Origin of the sequence: Saccharicrinis sp. GN24d3, from assembly GCF_052400645.1 — a bacterium.
GTDB lineage: Bacteria > Bacteroidota > Bacteroidia > Bacteroidales > Marinilabiliaceae > Saccharicrinis.
This window is the reverse complement of record NZ_JBQTGI010000003.1, coordinates 63,812-86,630: the sequence shown is the minus strand read 5'-3', so window position 1 is coordinate 86,630 and position 22,819 is coordinate 63,812. Positions and strand designations below refer to the sequence as shown.

The window sequence follows — 22,819 nt, the reverse complement described above, 5'->3', positions numbered from 1 at the left end:
TAACCTAACTTTTAATTCAAAAGTTCACTCCTATTAAAACCGTTTAATTCTTAAATAAATTCAAATTATGAAAAAACTTTTATCTATTATGGCTGCATGTTTATTCACGGCAGCATTCAATGCACAAGTAAATTATTATGTTTCCGCAACAGGTAGCGATACAAACGATGGCCTAAGCGAAGCTGCCCCAATGGCAAGTGTAGGTGCAGCGTATGCTGCAGCTACGGCAAGTTATACCGCTGACCAAACTGAAACTGTATACAATGTTAATGTAGGTGCCGGTACTTTTGAAACCAGCAATCTTGCAATAGCGTCTCTAGGTGGATTATCTATTACCATAAAAGGTGAAGGCGCTAATTTAACCACCTTACAAGGAGGTGCCACCATGCCAACTGAGGTTCAATTATTTACAAACCCTACAGGCAATACGGCTAATCAACAATTAAAAATTTACCTGGAAGATCTAAAGATTAACAATTATGGTTTTTCAGGTACAACAGCCGGTTCAATTATTTTCCTGAATGCAGGAGCTGCAAAAAACATTTATTTTAGCGCTGCCCGATGTGCATTCAGCAACCTACAATCAAAAGATGGTGCCGTAATTAAGTCTAACCACCTTACATTTATGACCTTCTCTGAATGTTCATTTGTCGACATCAAAGCTATTAATAACGATGGAGTTTGGCCAATATTTAATATTGTGCGGGGTAATCTTACAATGGAAAACTGTTTTTTTGCGCGTTGTACTAGAGATTACACCATTGTAGATGGCACCACTACCGAAAGTAACGAAGAAGGTTTTTTAATTAAATCCAAACCACTTTATAACTGGGTGGCCAATGATATAAACCTTATCAACAATACTTTCGTGGATTGTGGTTTGGTTAAAGGCGACGATGTTACCGTTAGCCATACGCAAAGCTTAATTCATTTACATAACCCACACGAAGGAACAAAGGGTAGTGGAGGTACTATTAATGCAGTAATAGCTAATAACCTCATCATAGGTACAACCTTAGAGGGTATAGATGCTTCTTCATACGTGGATATTTATGTTAACAATACCGACCCATCTCCTGGTGATGGATCTAACGATATTGTATTAACCAATTGCACCAATAATGTAATGCAAACTCAAAGTGGATTTGGCACAACAGGTAATAATATAGATCCTGCTTTCACTTATACATCAACTGAAATTGATTTCACAATGGATGGTAATGTTCCTCAGGAAATGACAACTGCAAATGGTATTAGTTATGCTGTAGCTAATGGAACGGCTATTAAACAACAAGGTGCGACCGGCGATTTTGTTCCAGTAACAGACATTACGGGCGCAGATCGCCTATCGCCTACTACCATTGGAGCATACGAGGCGGGTACAGCTACAGCCATTCCCACAACAAACATCTCACCCCTAGCTATTTACAGCACTTCAGGACAAATAATTGTTGAAGGTGAAACATCAAGTATTAAGGTATATAATACGATTGGTATTCTGCAAAGTCAACAAACTGCCAAACAAGGTTTAACATCTATTCCGGTTGAGAATCAAGGAATTTATATTGTGGTTGCTTCTACGCTTAAAGGAGAAACGGTAAGCAAAAAAGTAAGGGTAAAATAAGCTATTACAAATTGCAAAAAGAACGCAAATTAACTAATTAAAAAGGGGAGACTAATTGATTTAGTCTCCCCTTCTTATAATATTCAATTCCAAACTATTTATCAGTCAAAAGCCACCAATACCTTATCAATAACAGGCTGCGCCACATTATCCGGGTTATTATTGATTCTGATTTCAAACTGAAAACCATAAGCATCAGGTAACTCAGAAAGGTCCAGTTGTGCAGGAGTTTTCTTAACCTGCTTGGCAAAACCTTCTATGTAATCATACCTTTCCGTCACTACCTGCCAGTTGCTCCATTGGTTAATGTTGCTATCATTTGTTGTATCCACTCCCACGCGAACTTCAACAGTTTCTACCCAAGGTCCCGGACTGATATAATCGAAGTTTGTCTGTGTCATTAAATAAAATTGTCCTTCGGCAAACATCACATCCGGATCGGGATGTCCTTGACCGATATTTCCACAAAATGTAAATTGTTTATTGATGTCGTTAGAAGTAAACCAGGCAACACTCATGTTCTGTCGGCCATGCTTCCCGGCAGGATCGTAATCGCAAAACAAATAGTATTGTCCACCAATTGAAATGGAAGCCCAATCGCCAAAAGCATTTTGTTCCGGCTCGTGGATTTCGTATTTCGCAAAAGCGCGCGTTTCTCCAGCTTTCACTCTATGTTGTGGCACATCTTCGCTTGCAGTTTTTCCAGGATAGTTTTTAGGATCTTCTTTGTGCCAGTGCGGGTGGACATATTCGGCAAATTTGCCTGTAGGTTTGGTTCTTTCATCCACCGGAGGGGCAACAATTTTAAAATCGTTGAATCCATCGGGGCTAACAGCATGTGTTGCCAAAGGCGAATCCCAGGCATGGGTCGATGCGTCGATGGGTGACCAATCTTCGGCTATAATATGGAAGTTACCATCCAGGTCGCGGATAACGGCACAGTCCGAACCATGCGATGGATCTTTAAAGGCCATTCCCATATTTTTACCAGGTTCGCCATCGGTCAAATCTTCATCGATGTAAAGGTGCGGATCCTGGTCGTTCGGGAAGTCGTAATACAGATAAACCTTACCATCCACATATTCGGCTGTGGTCATCCAACGCGAAAACGTTTCGGAAACAGAACCATGGTGTACCCAGTTAATCATATCTTTACTTTGCCAGGCGTGGTAACCACCTTTATCGGGTTTTAATCCACCGGGAGCATCAAACTGATTTTTAAACGGCGTAGTTTTTAAGGCAATATCAAAACCTTCTAGGCTTGTATCTTCAGCTTTAAAACTTCCCTCATTCTGACTTTTACTCATTACATAACGACCGAACATCCAATAATTGCCTTCCCCCATTTGTAAAGCAACCGGAGCATCGCCCAAATTTGAAGGGCCAATATTTTCAACCGGGTTCCAGTTTAACCAATCGGGCGACTGCGAAAGGGTGATAGATTTTAGACCTCGTTTTTTAGCATATTTTTTAATTGTACTTTGGAAAGTAGCTTCTGTAGTCGTAGGAATTACTTTGCCATCTGTTATTTCCAAATTTGATGTTTTGTCCATATTCATCTGCCAGTCTTCCTGAGAGTCGACAGTCCAGGCTTCCTCAGAATGCTGAGCTTGATTTGTACACGACATTCCAATTATCAGTATTGGAAGCGTAAGTAAGATTAGTATTCGAGTTTTCATGTTTTTATTGATTTCTACATTAAAATATCGTATTAATTCTTCTTTTTTTTATCCCTTAATTCTCAAGGCCGGTTGGTCCTCCGGTATATGATTCTTCCCAAAGTAAATCAGGTTCATTCCAATCAGGAATACCAATACTATCCTTTTGCGCAAAATAATCAACATGAAATGGTTTTTCTTCTGCCAATGGTACCCCGTCATTTATCATCAATGGCCGAGCTTCATCCCAGAATTTCTCGTAGGCATTCTTCATCGAATCAACAAGCTCAGGGTATTCAGCGGCTACATCGATGTTTTGTTGTGGATCGTTTTCCATATCGAAAAGTTCGCCATGAACAAGCCTAAATCGCTGGTTTCGTACCGAATATTGTCCCCACTTAAAGTCATCAGGATTCGCCTCGTGTTTCCAACGTGTTACATGCTGAAAAAGAAAACGGTCATCCCACTTTGGCTCTTTCTCCAAAATTAAAGGTTTTAAACTCCGGCCCTCAAATACTTGAGTGTCGGGAAGCTTTGCTCCGGCAAAATCGGCCAGTGTTGGTAAAATATCCAGGTAGCTGGCTACTGTATTCCGAGTTCTACCTTCTTTTATCACACCATCCCAGCGCACATAGAATGGAACGCGCACGCCACCTTCGTTTACCGTGCCTTTAAGTCCTTTCATATCGGCATTATATGACATCATCGTTTTTCCATCTTTACCGATTCCCAATTCCACTTGTGGACGTCCGTCAAAGCCTCTTAGCCCACAACCAATTCGGGTCATCCCATTGTCAGAAGTAAAAATGATGATCGTGTTCTCTAACAAACCCCACTCCTCCAACTGCTCGAACATTTGCCCCATACAGTGGTCTATATGCTCTATCATCCCATAAAAACCTGCAGCTTTACTATCGAAGCCCAAGGACTCAAAATACTTCTGATATCTCGGAGGAGCCACGAAAGGACCGTGCGGAGCATTGGTCGATAAATAGGCAAAAAACGGCTTATCTGAATCCTTAAGGGATTGAATCCAGCCCAACGTTGCTTTAAACAGAATATCCGTGCAATAGCCCTTGGTTTTAACAAATGTGCCATTGTGTTTGAACACCGGATTAAAGTAGGTATTGCCAGGAACATCGGCACAAGATCCGGCATAAGTTTGGCCAATACCACCTGCGCCATGAATAAATGTCTCTTCGAATCCCCGGTTTTCAGGTTGATAAGGCTTCTCATCTCCCAAGTGCCATTTGCCAAAGTACCCCGATGTGTAACCCGCCGTTTTTAAAACTTCGGGGATGGTGATAGCCGCCAGGTTGAGTCGTTCGCGTTCAAGAATGGTATGCGTAACCCCATTTTTTATTGAATGCACCCCAGCCATAATACCAGCACGACTTGGTGCGCAAGTAGAGCCCATCATAAAGCGGTCGAAACGTACCGACTGGGTATACATTTGATCCAATTCCGGTGTCTTAATCCAGGGATGGCCATGCGCACCCACAACCGGATACCCCTGGTCGTCGGTCATTATAAAAATGATATTTGGTTTTACGCTTTCTTCTTTGTGTGTACAGCCGGTAATACAACATAAAAACCAGCCAATAATAAGGACTATTCTAAATGTGTTCATATTCATTATCAATAATATATACTATGGCTGAACCGTTATGCTTTTGTTTGCCTGATCCCTAACTATAGTAATCTTTACTGCACTTTCTATTTTATTTGGTGCCACACGCAGGAACATTTTCCGATTCCTTGTTGGCTGATCGTTAATTGCCAAAATCAAATCGCCTTCTTTTATTCCCGCTTTGTCCAATATGGAACCCTTTTGAACTTCTTGAACAGCCAGACCTCCATCACTCTCCGCTACTCCATAAGCAGAAAATTCTTCCCCTTGCAAGGCTTTCAGTTTCGCACCAAACCAATCGATGGGTAGAAAGTCTCTTTTTGTCCTTTGACCGAATGAGAGCGCACCTCCATCGTATTTTATTTCTGGTATTACCGGAGTTTCTGCTATAGCTCGCAAGCTGGCTTTTTTAACACCAAATTGATCCATCGGAAAATTCTTAAAACCTATCTCAAAAGCAGGAGATCCTTCTTTTACGCTGAAATCACCATTTTCAGGATCTACAAATAAAGGATCTCCGGTTATTGAATTCGCATCCCAGTTAAAATCGCTATAAGCATATTTTGCCGCTGTAACGTTCCCATAAAATAGGTTATTATCTACACGTTTGCCACTTCCTGACTTCTTAACACCTATTGCCCTGTGCTCGCCAGTAAGAATGTTGCAATAAAACTCGTCTCCACTATTTTTATACCACACATGAGGATGAAATCCGTTATTAAGAATAACATTATTCCAGGCCTTCCTGTTAAAACCTTCCCTAAACTTTAACCCACCATTTAACAGCAGGTTATTGTATATTTCATAGTTGCTGGATCCATCGTCTAAATCAATGTCCCACCCGTGTTCGCATTTCCATCTACTATCCCGAATGGTTGTCGTTTCCATCGCATCCAAAAAAGGCAACTCCGGATTTTTATCGATAAATTCCTGGGAAACAGACCTGTCACTTCTCCAAAACCTATCCCTACCCCATGAGTTAAAAGAGCCGTGATCGTGCGTTTCCAAAACGGTATTAAACACATCACATCGCTCAATTAGGTGGCCACCCCAGGCACCATCACCAATATTGATACCTGCACGTGCACAATCGTAAACGGAAACATCTCTTACAGTGATGAATTGTGCCATTTCTATCTGCACTCCAGCAGGTTGTCTTTCGGTACGGCCTATTCCATGTATCAAACAATCCTCCACGCTTGAGTTGGCCGGGTAATTATTTGTTTTGGGACCTACCGTTAGGTCAATTTTAGCGAGGTCATTCTTTTCATGGTATTCAAAAAGCGGATCTCTTACGGCATTGGGGTCTCCTACAAAACATACTCCACTTGCCCCCGTGTCGTGAATGTGACATCCTTTTACCAACCCGTATCGGTTGTAATTGTTGAAGAAAATAGCATTCCCGCCTAACTGATCAAACTCAGAATCCAAAATACTCACATATTCTGTACCGGTTAATTTAATGGCTCCTCCCCTGTAAATCGCCCAATCGGAACGAAGCATGGGTTCTTTGGTATCCATAAAGGTTCGGGCTGCATGTTTGAAAACAAAACCTTTGAGTTTGATGTGGGATACCGGGCTCTTTTCACTTCCATTAAATTCCACTAAGTGTCGAAGGCGAACAACTTCTACTTTAGCATCTTTAACATCCACTTCTTTTTCAGGATAATAATAAAGCCGGTTGGTTTTGGCATTGTGGTACCACTCTCCCGGAGCATCGAGTTCCTCAAAAATATTTTCTACCATGCGGAATTCGTCGTGCATACCCATCTGTCGATTGTTTTGCCACCCTCCTTCGTATGTCACCTCTCCGTGTTCATCTTTTCCGGTAATACGGTAATGATAGCCTCCCCATCTGCTTCGGTGCATTGCATGAATGTACCCACCAGTCGGATCGCCCCAGCCCGCCACTTTTTCCATAGAAAAAGCGTCAGCGGCAAAACCCTGATAAGCTGCTGTTTTCTTGCTCGCATCGTAATTGGGATAACGTGCCATACGTTGGTTTTTCCCATTTATAAACACCTGATCAATATTGAGCCCTGCAGGTGTTTCTGCCTGATAAATGCCATCTTTGTACTCCTCCCACTTGAGGTCGAGTAACAATCCTCCGCTAATGATTGCTTTTCCTTCGTTTATAGATTGATAAGTGATTTCCCTTCCTTCAACCCCGGAGTCATCCGCTCCAAAAACCAAGGTATTTGGCAAGTAATAAATGCCATCTTCAATATAGATATTGATTGTTTTCTTTCCCGCATCCTGTCTGGCAAGTTCTTGCGCTTTTTGCAAAGTAGCTACCGGATTGCTTTCCGAGCCATTGTTTTGATCATTACCGTTCTTGCTCACGTAGATGTTCGATTCAGAACAGGAAAACAGCAGGAAGCCCTGAAGGATTATTAGTAGTAATGTTACGTTTTTCATTCGTTTTAAATTGTTTATTGATTAAGGTAACTCATGGAACTCGCTATTAATCATACTCCGGTGTGAAAAATAATTTACATGCTCGTTTCATCTTATTAAAATTGTTTGTTTTTCTAAAGTATAAGATGGAACTCGCATGTTTTTTATTATTCGCCTATGTGTGACGATTTGCACATGCTCGTTTCATTTGTTTAAAATTAGAACCAAGACACAAGAGCGAGACACAAGACAAGAATTTTTCATTTTCTTGTATGTCTAAGATCTATGATCATGGTTGTTTCATTTATCAGTTATTATTTGTGTTAATCTTATTAGGGATTCTAAGTACTCAATGATGATTTCCATCCAAATCCACCTTTTTTGTTCCCTTAAAAGCTTTATCGGCATCGCTTTGAATGGCAGTAGGATGATGCTGCTCTTCGTTGGTGGCAATCTCAAAAGTCCATGCATATTTACTTTTACCAAGTTCAGATGGTGGGATTATTTTTAATCCATCGGCAGTCATTTCCCATTCAACTTCTGAATCAGAACCTAGTAAACTTACCGATTTCACCTGTTCGTTATCCCATCCTGCAGTTGCTTCAATAACAAAAGGAGCAAGAGGTTTGTCACATTTAATGGCATATAATTTTTTCCCCTTGGTGGTAAACGACAAGTGTTCGTTTTCCTGCTGATTTACGCTCCAATAACGCGAACCATAGATGGCTTCTCCGTTTATTTTCAGCCAATCGCCCATCGCTTTTAAGCGCTCAACTTGCTCGGGCACCAATGTTCCATCCGCTTTAGGACCAATGTTGATCAGGAAGTTTCCATTTCGGCTTACCACTTCAATCATTTCATGGATTACGCCTTCTACGCTCTTGTATGTGTCTCCCTCGAGGTAGCCAAAAGAAGTACCAAAGGTAGTACAACTCTGCCATTTAGGTCCTATAACTTTCAGCTTTAAGTTATCTTTTTCTAAACAGCCTACACCGTCGGGCCAATTACGGTTTGCCCCTTTGTTATTTACATAAACTGCCTGCTTATTGGCAGCGCCGTTGTTCATAAAATGGGTGATCATGCCACGTACCTGATCGTCGAAATATTTGATAACCGGTTTTGCCTGCCCTTTGCGCACATTATTACCGTCGCGGGTATATATGGGGAAATCATCCATCCACAGCATATCGGGCTGGTATTTATCCTGAATCTCTTTCCAACGCGCAACATACTCATCCACAGCTTGATTACTAAAACCAAAAGGACCATAGAGTAATTCCGCCTCCGGAACGCGTTTTATTTCTTCGAGAATGTCGGGGCGAGCCGTTGCGTTGACTACGTATTTTTTTGTGGTAAAAAAACTGGTATGTCTTTCCCTATGATAAGATGGGGCATATTTTAACCCTTTGGCACGTACTGCTTTCCCCAGGTCACCCACCAAATCGCGTTTGGGACCCATATCAACAGCATTCCAGGGTGTAAGATCAGAGTCCCAGTTGGCCCAGCCATCGTGGTGCTCTGCTGTCAAAACCACATACCTAGCCCCAACCTCGGCAAATAAATCAGCCCATTCGTCCGGGTTCCAATTTTCGGCCTTAAACTCCGGTATAATGTCTTTGTAACCAAACTCCGGAGGTGTAGCCCCCCAGCGCTCTTTCAAGTAGTTGTAATAATACGCCGAATCTTCATAGATTAGTTTAGGTACGTGCTCGGCGTAGCCACGACCTCCCTTGCGGTGACCAATGACACTATAAGGCCCCCAGTGAATAAAGATGCCTATTTTTCCATCGTCGAACCAGGCAGGTACCGGCATTTTTTGTAGTGACTCCCAGCTGCCATCGTAAAGGGGTTTTGCTTCCCTCGTTTTTTCTTCTCCGGAATTACATGCCCCAAAGGACAAAACAACAAGAGTCATAATTCCTAAAAATATTTTCATATTCATTTTTTGATTATTTAACTTAAGGTTCTTTACTTACTGCTACCTTATTAGCTATAGCTAATTGATTTTTATATTTCAGCTTTCGACTTTTTACCAGACGTTATACATAACCTGGATTAATAAACAAACTCAATGGTTATTTCCTCTTGTCCTCTCAGCACTTCAACAGTATATGTTTTCCCTGCACTAAATAAGCTTGAAGCTTTTGCAAAATCACGGGCGTTATATATCTTGGCTTTTCCTACTTTTAATACAACATCGTCGAGCTTAAATCCTAATTTATATAGTTTGGAATGCTCAGGTAGTTTCAGAATAATTGCACCTCCAATTGACCGGGCCCCATAGGCCGTTAGCTTCGATTCTGTATCTAAAGACGTAAGTGATGCATTTAAAACGCTTACTGCTTTCTCTTCTGTACGAACATTGTTAAAATATTTTGCAGGCATAATAATTTCAGGTTCCGGTGCCATTTCCTTAAGGTGTTCACTTATGACACCATATCCTTTAAAAGGAAAATTTCGAAACCCTAAACCAATAGCCGGCGAATTAATTTCCACATTAAAATTTCCATTTTCAGCATCGATAAATTTAGCATCGGCAACAATACTCTGTTGGTCATCTTGAGTCCAGTCGCTTATGGCTGTTGCTTTCACCGACATTTTCATTTCCGGATTATGGAATAAATTATAATCGCGTAGGCCACTCCATAGTGTTGCAATCGTTGACCTATAAGTCCCGCCCAAAATAATGTTTGCAAAAAATCTATCGTAGCTTGGTTTTGGATAAGGTACATTACAGGTATAATGTTTAAAAATTATATTATTATACACGTTACGGTGATAACCTTCCCTGGTTTTAAGACCTCCCCTCAAACACAGGTTATTGTAGATATCGTAGTTCGTCGATCCATCATCCAGATCAATATCCCAGCCATTATCGCACATCATAAAGTTATTACGTATGGTGCTTGTTTGATAAGCGTCCCACAACATAATATTCGGAAACCGTTTTATAACAGAAGTGATTACCGGAACGCCGTCCGCGTCAACGTCCCTTGGGCCATTGGGGCTTGCTGAATACCAAAACCTGTCGCGGCCCCAGGAGTTAAAAGCACCATGGTCGCTTGTTTCCAATACGGTTTCAAAACACTTATTCCATTCGATAAGATGCCCTCCCCAGGTACCATCGCAAATGTTTATGGCAGCACGAGGAACGTGATAAATTGTATTGTGCCGAACGGTAATACGGGAACTCATGGAAATATTAACACCTGCCGTTTGTTTTTCAACCCTCCCACATTTTGTCATTAAACAATCTTCCACACGGCAATCGGCAGGATAATCATTTGTTTTTGGCCCCACAATGGTATCTAACTCATTTAAACCGGGTCTTTTTTGATCGTAAGCAAATAAGGGGTTTCTAACAGCTGCAATTGATCCTACAAAACAAACATCGCTAGCTCCATTTCCTTCGAATACAGATGAGCTTATAGCCACATTCCGATTATAGCCATCCACAAAGACGGCGTTGCCTCCTAAACCCTGAAACCGACAGTTGTTAATGGAAATATCTTCGGCCCCTTTAATATGAATGGCCCCTCCTCTAAAAATAGTCCAGTCGGAACGCAAAAGCGATTCTTTCGTTTCCATAAAAGTACGGGCTGTTCCTGTAAACGCTATTCCCTGAAACTTTATGTACTGAACGGGTTGAACAATAGCTGAGCACTCGATTTTCTGCGTAAGACCATTGCCGCCTTCAACGGTAAACTGAGTTACCCGGCTTTCGTGTTCGCCATAAATTGAAATTATATTCTGAACATCAAAAACGGCCTCTATCGCTGGGTTCTGATCTAAACTTACCTTTTCAGGAGGGTAAAAATAAAGTTCTCCCCTTTTCTGATCGAAAAACCATTCACCCGGAGCATCCAGCTCTTCAAATATATTCTCAATCATTCGGAACTCTTTATGAACAGCACTAAAATCATCAACCCTGTTATTCTGCCAGCCCCCTATAAAATCAAGGTCGCCATTCTCCTTCTTACCTGTTACTCTGTAATGAATTCCACCCCACCGTGCTTTATGGATGCCATGCATATATGCCCCTGACGGGTCGTTCCAATCTTTTGATTTTTCAGCGCTCCATGCATCGGCTGCTATGCCATTGAAAGGTATGGTTTTATGATCCTCTGTATTCTCCGACAAAGAGTTAATTTTTGCTTGAATAAAGTTTGGATAGCGGGCCATTTGTTGTAACACGCCATTAACAAAAATCTGATCTATCGCTTTTTCTTTATTAAGTTTTACTTTATAAATATCCCCTTTCCATTTTTTCCATGTCAAGTCTAGTTTTTCGGCCGTTGTAAACACAACATTTTCATCTTTGGCAGCGCAATAACTTACTTCTGCTCCTTTTTTACCCGAATCTTCCGGCTTAAGAACAAAAGGTCTGGAAAAACGATAAATCCCCTGATGAATAATAACCTTTATCGGTTCCTTTCCTAAAAGTCCGCTTTCGCGGATTGTATTACGTGCCTTCTCAAGGGTTCGAAACGGTGCTTCCTTACTTCCACTATTTTTGTCGTTTCCATTTATGGCTACATGGTAATCTTTGCTACTCACTGTTCCTGTCGAAAAAAAGGAAATAAGCAATGTGAACACGATAAAATTTTTCATTCTTTATCTTTTTACATACATGCTAGCTTGCTTCTTATTTCTGGCAACCCTAGTATCACACAGCTTGCGCATTTTGCTAAGCACTTTAGAATAGTCAGGATTATCTACCAGATTATTTGTTTCCATGGGATCAGCTTCTATATTCCACAATTCCTCAACCATTGGTTCTGTTTCAAAATAACGAATATACTTATATTCTTTTGTACGGATTACTTTTGAGCGAACCGTTCCTTTTGCTTTCAAGCCTTTTGTTCCCTCCTCGTCTAATTCCCCATTCACAGAAGACGGTTTGTACATATCAAAATTATTTTCCGCAAAAACAAAGTCTCTGAATGGTTTTTCTCCACCATAAATCATTGATTTAAAACTTTTACCCTGGATAATAGCCGGAACTTTTACGTCGCACAAATCCAATATCGTTGGAGCAAAGTCAACAACACTCACCAGCTCGTCGATGGTTTTACCGCGAGACTCATTTTTTAAGGCGGGATTAAATACGATTAAAGGTGCCCGCATTGATTCTTCGTATAACAAATCTTTTCCTGACAAGCCTTTTGAGCCGCAGAAATATCCATTGTCGGCCGTGTAAATGATAATTGTATTTTCGTCCAGTCCCTGTCTTTTCAGTTCTTCCCGAATACGTCCAACCACATCGTCAACACCCGAAATTAAGCCATAATAGGCTTTTATAAATTTTTGATAGTTTTCATCATTTTTATATCCGTTCCTTCCACGGTATTCTTTTTTAACTACGTCAGGAAGTAAATCGTGAAATTTCTGACTATCATTTTCCATGCGGGAAATTTCAATATCGTCGTACCACTTTTTAAAACGGGCATCTACATCATTAAACGGGCTATGTGGTGCTTTAAAACTTACGGACAAACAGAATGGTCTATCTTGCTTTTTGGCTGTCTGAATAAAATCAATTGCCCTATCACCATTCACTTTGGTTAAGTGGCCTTCATCGCCATACATATTGTAATTTCCCTGTCCCGAGAAACCGTTCCAGACATCGAAATATGCAGCAGGCATATATTCATCAATCTTCCATTTTTGTGAATCTGTTATCCGTTTTCCATCCACATAGTCCACATTCTTTTCTTTGTTTTTGGAAACTGGAAATCCAAATTTACCGACAAAACCTGTAAAATAGCCAGCCTCGCGCAACAATGCAGGATAGCTGTTTTTATATTCATCTTCAGAAATAGTATAATCGGAAGGCTTTGAAAAAGAACATAAATGCGCTCCTACATAACGCCCTAATTGAATAGAAGCCCGGCTGGGCTGGCAAATAGGGACAGCATGGTGTGTGTTGCTAAAAACGATTCCCTCCTGAGCCATCTTATCGCAGTTTGGGGTCTTTACATCCGGGTTATTAAAACCAAAACAATCCCAACGCTGGTCATCGGTTAGTAGGAAAATGATATTGGGTTTTTCCTGAGTGTATCCCTTGCTGAAGGACATTATGCATAGTGCAATTAATAATAACTGTTTAAAATAATTCATTGATTTTATGTTGATTCGGTTATAAAGTGCATCTAAGAAAACTCTCTGTTTTTGAATATTTCTTCATCATTACCCCTAATCCCTAAAGGGGAATTGGCTCTCTTCGGGGGTTCTGGTTCTCCCTTTGGGGAGTTACCTGTCTGCCACAACTTGTCCCGAACTCGTTTCGGGAGGCAGGGAGGGTATTTAAAGGAATAATGTTGCATGTTCTTATAGCCACTAGATAGTTGTTAATGTATATTTTTAATTCTTTTAAATACTCTAAAGCATCCTGGCTTAGGTGTATAACATTATAATTATTCAGTCTGTTAATTCTTCCAAATTTCGATATTTTCGATATCGTTGCTGACTTTCGTACCTTCTGTACTTCTTCCCCGGGTGACATCGGATTGCAATTGTTGCAATAGTTGATTAACAATTTTGGGATGTGAATCGTAAAGGTTATTCATTTCTTCAGGATCCTTCTCCATATCGTATAATTGAGCCTCCAGGCTACCTTCCGGCACTTCTTTTTCCCTTGGCGATGTCCATCCTCCGGAACCTTTAGCAAGTACCAGTTTCCATTTGCCTTGCCGGTAGGCAAAATACCCATCAATGGAATGATCAACCACACTTTCTCGCTCAGAACCGTTCTTTTTCCCCTTTAAAGCCGGTAAAAAACTAAAGCTGTCTTCCCCTGCATTATCAGGAAGTTTGCTACCGGTGATGTCGGCGCACGTCGCCATTAAATCGGTCAGGCAAAGAAGTTGATTGCTGGATGACCCAGCCTTCACATTTGCCGGCCAGCGAACAATAAAAGGAATCCGGTGGCCTCCATCCCAGATATCGGCTTTTGAACCGCGATATTGAGCACTTGGATAATGCCCTTGTTCTTGCAGCCCTTTAATATTTGCAGCTTTAGAACACCCGTTATCGCTGGTAACTATTACCAATGTGTTTTCTCCCAAACCTGCATCATCAACAGCTTTCAATATCTGGCCAACTACCCAGTCGGTTTGCATTACAAAATCGCCATATTTCCCGAGTCCGCTTTTGCCCTGCCATTCAGCTCCCGGCAGTATTGGTGTATGCGGCGAAGTAAGAGCCACATAAGCAAAGAAAGGTTTATCCTGTTTTTGTTTTCGAATATAATCTACTGTTTTTCTACAAATTTCAGGAAGTACCTCCACTCGTTTAAAATCCTTTTCTGTAATGGTTTTGTCATCCTCTTCAATTTTCCCAACAAAGCGATTGTTCTCAATATAGATATAGGGAGCCATGTCTAAAGAAGCTGAAATACCATGGAAATAGTCGAATCCCCTATCTACTGGTCCATCTTTAATTTCTTCATCCCATACAATATTTAATTTCTTTGGTTTTCTTCCTTGCGGTAAAATACCGTTTGTTGTAGGCATTGTCATTCCCAAATGCCATTTACCAAAACATGCCGTGGTATAGCCATTTTGTTTCATCACGTTGGCCACAGTTATCCGATCCGAATCTATCAAAGGTTCGCTAAATCCCCAAAGTACTCCTCTTTGTAAATTGGTTCGCCAGTTGTAGCGTCCTGTTAAAATCCCATACCGTGTTGGTGTACATACCGATGAACTGGAATGAGCATCTGTAAAAAACATGCCCTCCTCTGCCATTTTATCAATGTGTGGAGTCGCTATTTTTCCTCGCTCAGGGTTCAAATGGTGTACGTCGCCATATCCCAAATCATCGGCCAAAATATAAATGATGTTTGGCTTTTGAATCGTTTGGGACATTGAAAACATAGGGATAAAACCCAAAAGAAATAGTGCTGTTGCGGTTAGTATTAGTTGTTTCATTTCTGATATAAAATTACTACTTGAAAAATTAATTTCTGCTAAAGAAATTTACATAATATTCTGTTACGTCCAGCGGATCTTCCACTTCCTTCTGCAATTCTTTAAACTGTTTAAAAAGCTTATCCATTACTTTTTTGTATTTCATATTTCCAGCTAAATCGTTTATTTCATCGGGATCGTTTTTTATATCGTATAAACGAACCATATTGGCAAGTGGATAGATGATCATTTTATACCGATCGGTGCGAATCATTCTTTGATTACCCACATAGGCTCCATAAATCGCATCGTATCCTTTTTTTGTTTTTCCCTGAGAAAGGGGTAATAGTGATTTAAAATCGACCTCATCAATGGCTTTACTTCCGGCAATATCAAGCGATGTAGCCATGGCATCCTGCAAGTAAACTTTCTCATCAATTACCTTCCCGCCTTCAATACCTGGTCCTGCTACAAACATCGGAACCCGGATACTTCGATCGTACATATTTTGTTTTCCGACAAAACCGTGGTCGCCCAAAGCCAAACCATGGTCGGCGGTAAAAATAACATAGGTATTTTTGGCTTTACCACTTGCTTCGAGCGCATCTAAAATACGTCCAATTTGATCATCCATGTGCGTAATTATGGCATAATATTCCTGGCGGTTTACCTGTATCGAATATTCGGTTCGTGGATAAGGTGCCAATTTCTCGTCGCGAAGTTTATGACCAGAACCAGCTTCTTCGCAATATGGATATTCCGGCAAAAAGTTTTCCGGTATCGAAATATTTTCAACAGGATACATATCGACATACTTTTTAGGCGACTGACGTGGATCGTGAGGCGCATTAAAGGCCACGTACATAAAAAACGGATCGTTATCGTTTTTTGCCGTTTCCAAAAATCCTAAAGCTTCATCTCCCAAAACCTCACTCCAGTGTTTTCCGCCTTTCCAGAAGCCATTTTTCGACTTATCATAAGGGCTCCATGTGTCGGTTTCTCCTTCGATAAACTTTCTGTCGTAGCGTTCCCGGGTTTGATTGGGCATGCCGCCCCTAACGGTTCCTGTAACATCAAAAATTTCACTTGCCTTACGTTCCACATGCCATTTTCCTGCAAAATAGGTATCGTAGCCTTCGGCCTTCATAAATTCCGACCAATACCCTTTTGGCGTTTTCATTTCAACTGTATATTTGGGCATATTCTCTGGTAAATTCTTGTCTTCGCGTGGCTGGGCATTTTTACTGTATTGGGCAGCCCGCCACACAAATTTCCCCGTATTTAACATGCATCGGCTGGCAACACAAACGGCAGGACACCACGAGCCCTGATTAAAAGTGTGTGTGAAAGTTGCACCCATATCTTTTAGTCGATCAAGGTTGGGGGTTTTTATTTCGTTGTTATTGAGCGAGCCAATACTTTCAAAAGTCTGGTCGTCAGCAAAAATAAACAGCACGTTTGGTTTTTTTTGGTTTTGTGCATTTAAGCTTATTGTAAGGATTAACCCAAGTAAACCTGTAATTAAAAACTTCTTCATTTTATTATAGCTTGATTTTAAATTCTTTACTTCCATAATTTCGAACAGCGATAACTTTCACTGTTTGTCCTCTGTATTTTTTCAGTTGTTGCTTTAGCTCTTGAATATTCGTTACTTTATTTCCATTAAGCTGCTGAATAATCCAGGTTTCTGCCAGGCCGGCTTTCAACCACATTTGTCCATTTTCAGCATCGATTGAACGAATAAAACAACCCGAATTATACCCCCCCGATGCATCAATTAAATCCGGATCGTCGCCAATATTAACGAATAAAGCTCCCATTATCGTTTCTTGCAGCGCCTCTTCAGTTTTCTCAATAATTTCATCATCATATTTTCCAGCCAGCAATGTTTTTAACCAACTGGGGTAAGTTAACACATCAACCTTGTTAAATTGGGCCTCGTTTACAAAACCAATTGCATTTCCTCTAATATCAAACGACTGTGCTTTTACTAAAGCGGATGCGTTTAAAACGATTTCTTTGTTGTAAATTGGCGATTGATTATCAGGTTCAGAACCATCTGTTGTATAACGTATTGTTCCGTTGGGTTTCATGCGCGAATCTGCCCGGAGCGTTAGCCTTAGTTCCTCGGCGAAGTCTCCGCCAAAGGGAAGTATACGTGTCATTTCGTGACCAAACTCATCCATGGGAAAGTTTTTAAAACCCAGTTGTAAAGCCGGTGAATTTTTGCTTAATGAATAATCCCCATTTTGTGGATCGACAAATAATGGATCAGCGATTATTGCGTTAAGATCATAACCTTCCACTTGCCACTGTTTCAACGATTTATCTTTAATTATTTCCGGAGTTTCGGGGAAGTTTACATTCCAATACAAATTGTAGTCGTAATTACTGCTCCATTTTGCAGTTGAGGGTAAACGAATAGGGCGGGCAAACTGTTTGGTAGGCTCTCCTTTTCCCGGAACGGCTCCCGAAATCACAAAAACATTTTGGTAAACATCATCTTCCGAATTCTCGGGCCATACATGCCAGCCCAATGGAACGGCACTAACCGTGATGTTATTGTACACTTTCCGTAGCACTCCATCGCGTAACTTTATGGTCGATCCCAGATTTAGGTTGTTGTAAATTTCAAAATTACTCGATCCGTCGTCTAAATCGATGGTCCAGTTTCCTGCACTAATCGATTTTCGGTAATTGGCAATTCTGTTGTTTCGTATAATTACTTTATCAATCGCATCGAGTAAGGTTAGTTCCTTTTTAAAATCCTTATTCGAGCCGCTTCCACTCAGCCATTGTCTTTCGCGCCCCCACGAATTAAAAGGGCCATGCTCCCCGGTTTCGCGAACGGTTTCCCAAATATCACAATTTTCAATAATGTGTCCTCCCCAGGTTCCATCGTTAATACAAATTCCGGCACGCGGACAGTTGTAAATGGTATTGTGCGAAACCCTGATTTTATGGCTCATTGAAATATACACTCCGGCAACCTGTTTCCCAACATTGCCAAAATCGTGCATCACACAGTTCTCTACCTCACAGTTTTTCGGATAATCGGGCGTTTTGGGGCCAGGTTCCAAGTCCATGTTTTTACGCATTTCATTCCAATCTTTGCCATCGATTTCTTTGTCGTCCCAGGTTTGATAAAAACGTACTGCTTTGGGAGAACCAACAAAACAAACTCCACTTTCGCCCAAACTTACAAACGCACAATTTTTCACCTGGTTGTTGCGATTGTAAGCGCTCATAAAAACACCGTTTCCACCTAGTTCGTTAAAACTACAATCTTCAACTGAACAGTTTTCTGCACCTTCCATAAATACGGCACCACCACGATGAATGGCCCAATCTCCACGGGCAACCGGCTCGTATTCTTCCATAAAAGTAAATCGGCTATGGGTAAATGTAAATCCCCTAAAGTGGATATTCGAAACTGGATTTTCTTTGGTTCCTTTTAATTGAATTAAATCTTTTACAACGGGGACTTCAATAATCAGGTCATTTATAGCCACATCTGCATTGGGATAATAATAAAGTTGGTTTGTTTCGGTATCTAAAAACCACTCTTCGGCCACATCCAATTCCTCAAAAATATTATCGATAAAAAACCACGACGATTTTTCACCCTTTCCGCCAATACCATGAATACGTTGTAACTGCCAGCCCCCTTCGTCAAGAAGTACTTTATTCTCCTTGCGGTCGATACCTTTTATCCGATACTGCATATTTCCCCAGTTGTGGCTCTGAAACGCATGTACTATTCCTGTTTCCGGGTTTTCCCATTCCTTTTTGGTAAACTGTTCAGGATCGAAAGAAAACCATTCGTCGTAGCGGTGATTGGTACCATCGGTGACCTGTTGATAACCGTCCCCTCCACGTAATGGATTATTGTAGTCGTAATTCGGAAAGCGCGCCCTGATTTGTTTTTGCCCATTTACATATAACTGGTCGAAACTCAGACCCGCAGGAACGTCAGTTACATAAATTCCATTTTTGTATTTCTCCCATTTAAGCTCGTCTAAAACTTTCGATCCTTTTACCGTAACTTTTGTACCCGCCATTGCCGAAAATACAACTGGTTTTTCAAGCGTTCCCGAATATTTATTATCGAAAAGTAAGGTTTCATTTAAATAATAGCTTCCTTCCGTGAACCAAAAGGTAACCGCCTCTTTGCCGGCATGTCGGGCAGTTTCAGTTAATGCTCTCTCAAACGATAAGAATGGTAGTTCTTTACTGCCCGGATTTTTATCGTTTCCTTCGGGCGAAACAAAAAAGTCTTTAGCAAATACAACGTTTGCTATTAGTAAAAAAGTGATTAGTGTTTTAAGTTTCATCGGTTTAAAAATGTTTATTGAAAAAGGTATCTTATTAAGTCTTATTCATTCTTCATATTAAGAAGACAAACATAAAAGACGAATTAGCAAACTGGTATTTTTGAGCTAATTTCTTGGTTTCACTAAATTTAGAAGGAGAAATTAAGTGGGATTACTTCCCTTTCACTCTTATTCTAACCTGTTCCAACAAATCAACAGATTTTTGAGAAACAGTCCCATCCTCATACATTTCAAGATTTATAGAAAGAGGGTACCTATTTTTTTGCGCATTTTGAATAAATCCCACTAACTGATCAACAGAATATTTAGGTGAAGTAATCTCTTTATTCCAATCGATATGCCCCCATCTTTCTTCAAGAATGAAACAAGAATGTGCCATTAATCCTTTGTGTTTTCCATTCCTGAAAACACCATCATCAAGATCCTTAAATTGTTTTAATCCCTCGCCTCCGAAATAATCCTGATATTCTGTTAATCGAGGTAATATCCATGAATTGTAGGCTATGATGCGCTCACCATTACCACTGCGAGCTGCCTGGCTTATCGTCCTAAATGGTGCACTTAATATCCCACCGGTTGAACCATCAAAATGACAATCGTAATAACGTTGGCCTCCATCAAACCACCAGCCATTCAGCTTATCTTTATACCGGTCGCCAATCTCTGCCAAAATAGTTGATATATTCTGAAATAATTCTGTTTTATCTGCTTTGTAGCCGCCTGCAGCTTGTAACCAGGCGGAGTCTTTTGAATGGTAGCAATCGTATCCGTAGTGGTAATAGAAAATGAGTTTTATCCCTTTTTTATGTAACAGAATGGCCATTTCGCCCAACAAATCACGCTTTGTAGTACGTCCTTCAATAATTTTGTCCAACGATTTTATTGGTGCTGAAATATACTGCTGCCCCCAGGTAATCGACCAAAGCACATAAGCTGCTCCTGTTTGCTCAACCATATTGGCAAAACGTTCAACGTCAAAATCGTTTACTTTATCTTCCCAGTTTTTTATCGTATCACCCTTTTGAGGTGTTGCCCTATTAGTCCATTGAAACATTAATCCATATCCGGCATCACGAAACCAATCATTATATTGCCTGTTAGCTAAAGCTTCTTCGTTCATATTTTGCTGTACTCCTGACTGGGTTAGTTCGATACTGGAAAGGTTGAATTTGTTATCAGTCTTAACAAACATTCTAATTGAGTTTTCCCCCTTTTTCAATTTTACTTTTCCCAGATTAAGCCTCGTCCACTCCGATTCTTTGTTTACTACCTCCAATTTTTGTCTGTTACAACTCAATTCAATGCTAGCCTCCTTTCCTAAAACCAAGGTAGTTGCTTCGTAATTACCAGCTTTAGGTAGGTTTACTTTCCACTCCAGGCAATAAAGTTCCGGTGCTACCGACTCCACCCACAAGAACATGTAGTTTTTAACTATGGGGTTCAAATTTGGGCTAATGCGCGCATAACGGGCGGTAAGAACATTTATTTGATTGGGATTAATGTCTATTGTGGTAATTTCTTCCCCCGTTAAATGAGCTTCTGTTTCGGCATAGGGATCAATGGTATTTTGGGAATAAGCACTCAATGTAGATATTAGAGTGAACAACATAAAAGAGGATATAATTCGACACATACAAGATAACTTTCTGATTATTTTAACTTTAATACAATTGGTTTTGCAGATAACCTACATGAACACCATCCATAACAAACAAAATGAATGATATAATTAATAATATACGCTTCATTTTTCAGTGTTTATAATTAATAGTCATTTCCTTCGTCGCTTCTTTTGCACGACTCTACCCACTCTTCCAGTTGCAATTTCATCTCTTCTACTACTTTAGGATGAGTTGCGGCAATGTTATTGGTTTCCTTGGGGTCGTTCAACAAATCGTATAACTCAAACTTTTCACCATCGATTGTTATTAACTTATATTGCTGCGTTACCAGCGACTTTTGCGTTTTACTTTGAAAACCAATAAATCCATCTCGTTCCTTTTTATCTGCCTTTATAGCCTTTATTAAATCAATGCCATCATACGGTCTGTCATCGGGAATATTTATTCCTACTAAACCTAAAACAGTGGAAAAATAGTCGTTGGTTACACCCGGGAAATCAATGCGCTCATTGGGTTGAATTTGGTTCGGCCATACAATAAAAGCGGGAACACGAACACCACCTTCGTATAAGGAACCTTTTCGCCCCCGAAAACCACCGGAAGTACCTTGCTGACGTTTCCCCGGATGTTGTCGAATCCCTCCGCCTTCGCCTGCAGGACCATTATCGGAACAGAAAGTAATTACCGTATTTTTATCAACGCCCAATACTTTTAACTCGCTTTGCAAACGTGCCATTTGCGCGTCCATTGCAGTAATACAACCATAATAATGTTGTTTGTTTTCATCGTATTCTTTATACATATCCAGGTATTTTGGACCCGCAACAACGGGCGAGTGTGGTGTATGAAACCAAATAACGGTAAAAAATGGTTTTTCATCGGCTACCGCTTTTTGCATAAACGGAAGGGCTCTATCCATAATTACACGCGAGTCATCACCTTTAAGGTTCTCTGTTTCGTATACACCCGGTGCAGTCCAGTAGCGTGTTGGATTTTTCAGCGATTGATTCTCCATTGGATTCCAGGTTGGAACAGCCTGTTCGGTCGAGAAACATTCATCGAAACCATTGTCCCAGGGTGTGCTCAGATATTTTGTTTCAGCACCTCCCCGACGGCCATCAAGAATCGTATTTGAAATTGCTCCCAAGTGCCATTTTCCAAAATGCCCGGTTGTATAACCTTCCTTTTTCAAAACCTCAGCCAGGGTAATTTCTTCTTTTTTCATGAATCCTACATTGGCAAAATATATCCCGTAGCGGAAAGGATGCCTTCCGGTTAAACAGCTTCCCCGGGTAGGCGAACAAACAGGTGCTGCCGAATAAAAACGGTCGAGAACAACGCCGGATGACGCCAATTTATCCAGGCCGGGAGTTTTTATGATTTTATTGCCGTTAAAACCAACATCGCCCCAACCCAAATCATCGGCCATTACTATAACTATATTTGGTTTTTGTTTTTTTAATTGACTTGAAAGTACCTGAGAAAAAGATGTGGCTAGAATAAGCGAGACCAACATTAGTTTTAGCAACTTTTTCGAAACTGATTTTTGATTTAGCATAGATTTAAGATTTTAAAAGTGATTTCAAAAATAAGATACAGGATTCTAAACCGCTACTCTTTAAGGCAATTTGAGGTGTCACTAAA

At 40.6% G+C, this 22,819-nt stretch carries 12 protein-coding genes; 1 reads left to right on the top strand and 11 read right to left on the bottom strand.

The genetic code is table 11. From position 1 onward, the window contains the following. The first annotated feature begins 67 nt into the window (after positions 1 to 67). Positions 68 to 1,624, top strand: coding sequence for a hypothetical protein (locus tag ACT29I_RS05035; protein WP_430931148.1), 1,557 nt, complete (start codon positions 68 to 70; stop codon positions 1,622 to 1,624). Positions 1,625 to 1,725: 101 nt separating this feature from the next. Here the strand turns inward: ACT29I_RS05035 and ACT29I_RS05030 are convergent, their stop codons facing one another. The 11 genes from ACT29I_RS05030 to ACT29I_RS04980 form a co-directional block, all read right to left on the bottom strand. Continuing rightward, positions 1,726 to 3,303 carry a hypothetical protein gene (locus tag ACT29I_RS05030; RefSeq protein ID WP_430931149.1) on the bottom strand — a complete coding sequence of 526 codons (1,578 nt, stop codon included), beginning with the start codon at positions 3,301 to 3,303 and terminating at the stop codon, positions 1,726 to 1,728. Between the two features lie 55 nt (positions 3,304 to 3,358). Beyond that, positions 3,359 to 4,912 carry an arylsulfatase gene (locus ACT29I_RS05025; protein ID WP_444792824.1) on the bottom strand — a complete coding sequence of 518 codons (1,554 nt, stop codon included), beginning with the start codon at positions 4,910 to 4,912 and terminating at the stop codon, positions 3,359 to 3,361. A gap of 21 nt (positions 4,913 to 4,933) precedes the next feature. Further along, positions 4,934 to 7,330, bottom strand: a complete 2,397-nt coding sequence (locus tag ACT29I_RS05020; protein ID WP_430931151.1) for a right-handed parallel beta-helix repeat-containing protein — start codon at positions 7,328 to 7,330, stop codon at positions 4,934 to 4,936. A 328-nt stretch (positions 7,331 to 7,658) separates the two neighbouring features. Further along, positions 7,659 to 9,251, bottom strand: a complete 1,593-nt coding sequence (locus ACT29I_RS05015) for an alpha-L-fucosidase (protein WP_430931152.1) — start codon at positions 9,249 to 9,251, stop codon at positions 7,659 to 7,661. A 113-nt stretch (positions 9,252 to 9,364) separates the two neighbouring features. After that, positions 9,365 to 11,920, bottom strand: a complete 2,556-nt coding sequence (locus ACT29I_RS05010) for a right-handed parallel beta-helix repeat-containing protein (protein ID WP_430931153.1) — start codon at positions 11,918 to 11,920, stop codon at positions 9,365 to 9,367. 3 nt (positions 11,921 to 11,923) lie between these two features. Continuing rightward, complete coding sequence (locus tag ACT29I_RS05005; RefSeq protein WP_444792823.1) at positions 11,924 to 13,429, bottom strand: sulfatase-like hydrolase/transferase; 1,506 nt, start codon at positions 13,427 to 13,429, stop codon at positions 11,924 to 11,926. A gap of 308 nt (positions 13,430 to 13,737) precedes the next feature. After that, entirely contained in the window at positions 13,738 to 15,240 is a 1,503-nt protein-coding gene (locus tag ACT29I_RS05000; RefSeq protein ID WP_444792822.1) for a sulfatase family protein, read from the bottom strand. Positions 15,241 to 15,268: 28 nt separating this feature from the next. Then, positions 15,269 to 16,756: a sulfatase-like hydrolase/transferase gene (locus tag ACT29I_RS04995; RefSeq protein WP_444792821.1), complete on the bottom strand. Its 1,488-nt coding sequence runs from the start codon at positions 16,754 to 16,756 to the stop codon at positions 15,269 to 15,271. A gap of 4 nt (positions 16,757 to 16,760) precedes the next feature. Continuing rightward, positions 16,761 to 19,553, bottom strand: coding sequence for a chitobiase/beta-hexosaminidase C-terminal domain-containing protein (locus ACT29I_RS04990; protein ID WP_444792820.1), 2,793 nt, complete (start codon positions 19,551 to 19,553; stop codon positions 16,761 to 16,763). Positions 19,554 to 19,704: 151 nt separating this feature from the next. Then, positions 19,705 to 21,162, bottom strand: a complete 1,458-nt coding sequence (locus ACT29I_RS04985) for an alpha-L-fucosidase (protein ID WP_444792819.1) — start codon at positions 21,160 to 21,162, stop codon at positions 19,705 to 19,707. Positions 21,163 to 21,317: 155 nt separating this feature from the next. Beyond that, a complete protein-coding gene (locus ACT29I_RS04980) occupies positions 21,318 to 22,733 on the bottom strand; it encodes a sulfatase-like hydrolase/transferase (protein WP_444792818.1) in 1,416 nt (471 codons plus the stop codon). Positions 22,734 to 22,819 lie beyond the last annotated feature (86 nt).

What these genes read in the sequence shown, in the direction of transcription:
- ACT29I_RS05005 (WP_444792823.1), bottom strand. Translation starts at nt 13,429, where the DNA reads ATGAATTATTTTAAACAGTTATTATTAATTGCACTATGCATAATGTCC.
- ACT29I_RS04980 (WP_444792818.1), bottom strand. Translation starts at nt 22,733, where the DNA reads ATGCTAAATCAAAAATCAGTTTCGAAAAAGTTGCTAAAACTAATGTTG.
- ACT29I_RS05030 (WP_430931149.1), bottom strand. Translation starts at nt 3,303, where the DNA reads ATGAAAACTCGAATACTAATCTTACTTACGCTTCCAATACTGATAATT.
- ACT29I_RS04985 (WP_444792819.1), bottom strand. Translation starts at nt 21,162, where the DNA reads ATGTTGTTCACTCTAATATCTACATTGAGTGCTTATTCCCAAAATACC.
- ACT29I_RS05020 (WP_430931151.1), bottom strand. Translation starts at nt 7,330, where the DNA reads ATGAAAAACGTAACATTACTACTAATAATCCTTCAGGGCTTCCTGCTG.
- ACT29I_RS05000 (WP_444792822.1), bottom strand. Translation starts at nt 15,240, where the DNA reads ATGAAACAACTAATACTAACCGCAACAGCACTATTTCTTTTGGGTTTT.
- ACT29I_RS04995 (WP_444792821.1), bottom strand. Translation starts at nt 16,756, where the DNA reads ATGAAGAAGTTTTTAATTACAGGTTTACTTGGGTTAATCCTTACAATA.
- ACT29I_RS05025 (WP_444792824.1), bottom strand. Translation starts at nt 4,912, where the DNA reads ATGAACACATTTAGAATAGTCCTTATTATTGGCTGGTTTTTATGTTGT.
- ACT29I_RS05015 (WP_430931152.1), bottom strand. Translation starts at nt 9,251, where the DNA reads ATGAATATGAAAATATTTTTAGGAATTATGACTCTTGTTGTTTTGTCC.
- ACT29I_RS04990 (WP_444792820.1), bottom strand. Translation starts at nt 19,553, where the DNA reads ATGAAACTTAAAACACTAATCACTTTTTTACTAATAGCAAACGTTGTA.
- ACT29I_RS05010 (WP_430931153.1), bottom strand. Translation starts at nt 11,920, where the DNA reads ATGAAAAATTTTATCGTGTTCACATTGCTTATTTCCTTTTTTTCGACA.
- ACT29I_RS05035 (WP_430931148.1), top strand. Translation starts at nt 68, where the DNA reads ATGAAAAAACTTTTATCTATTATGGCTGCATGTTTATTCACGGCAGCA.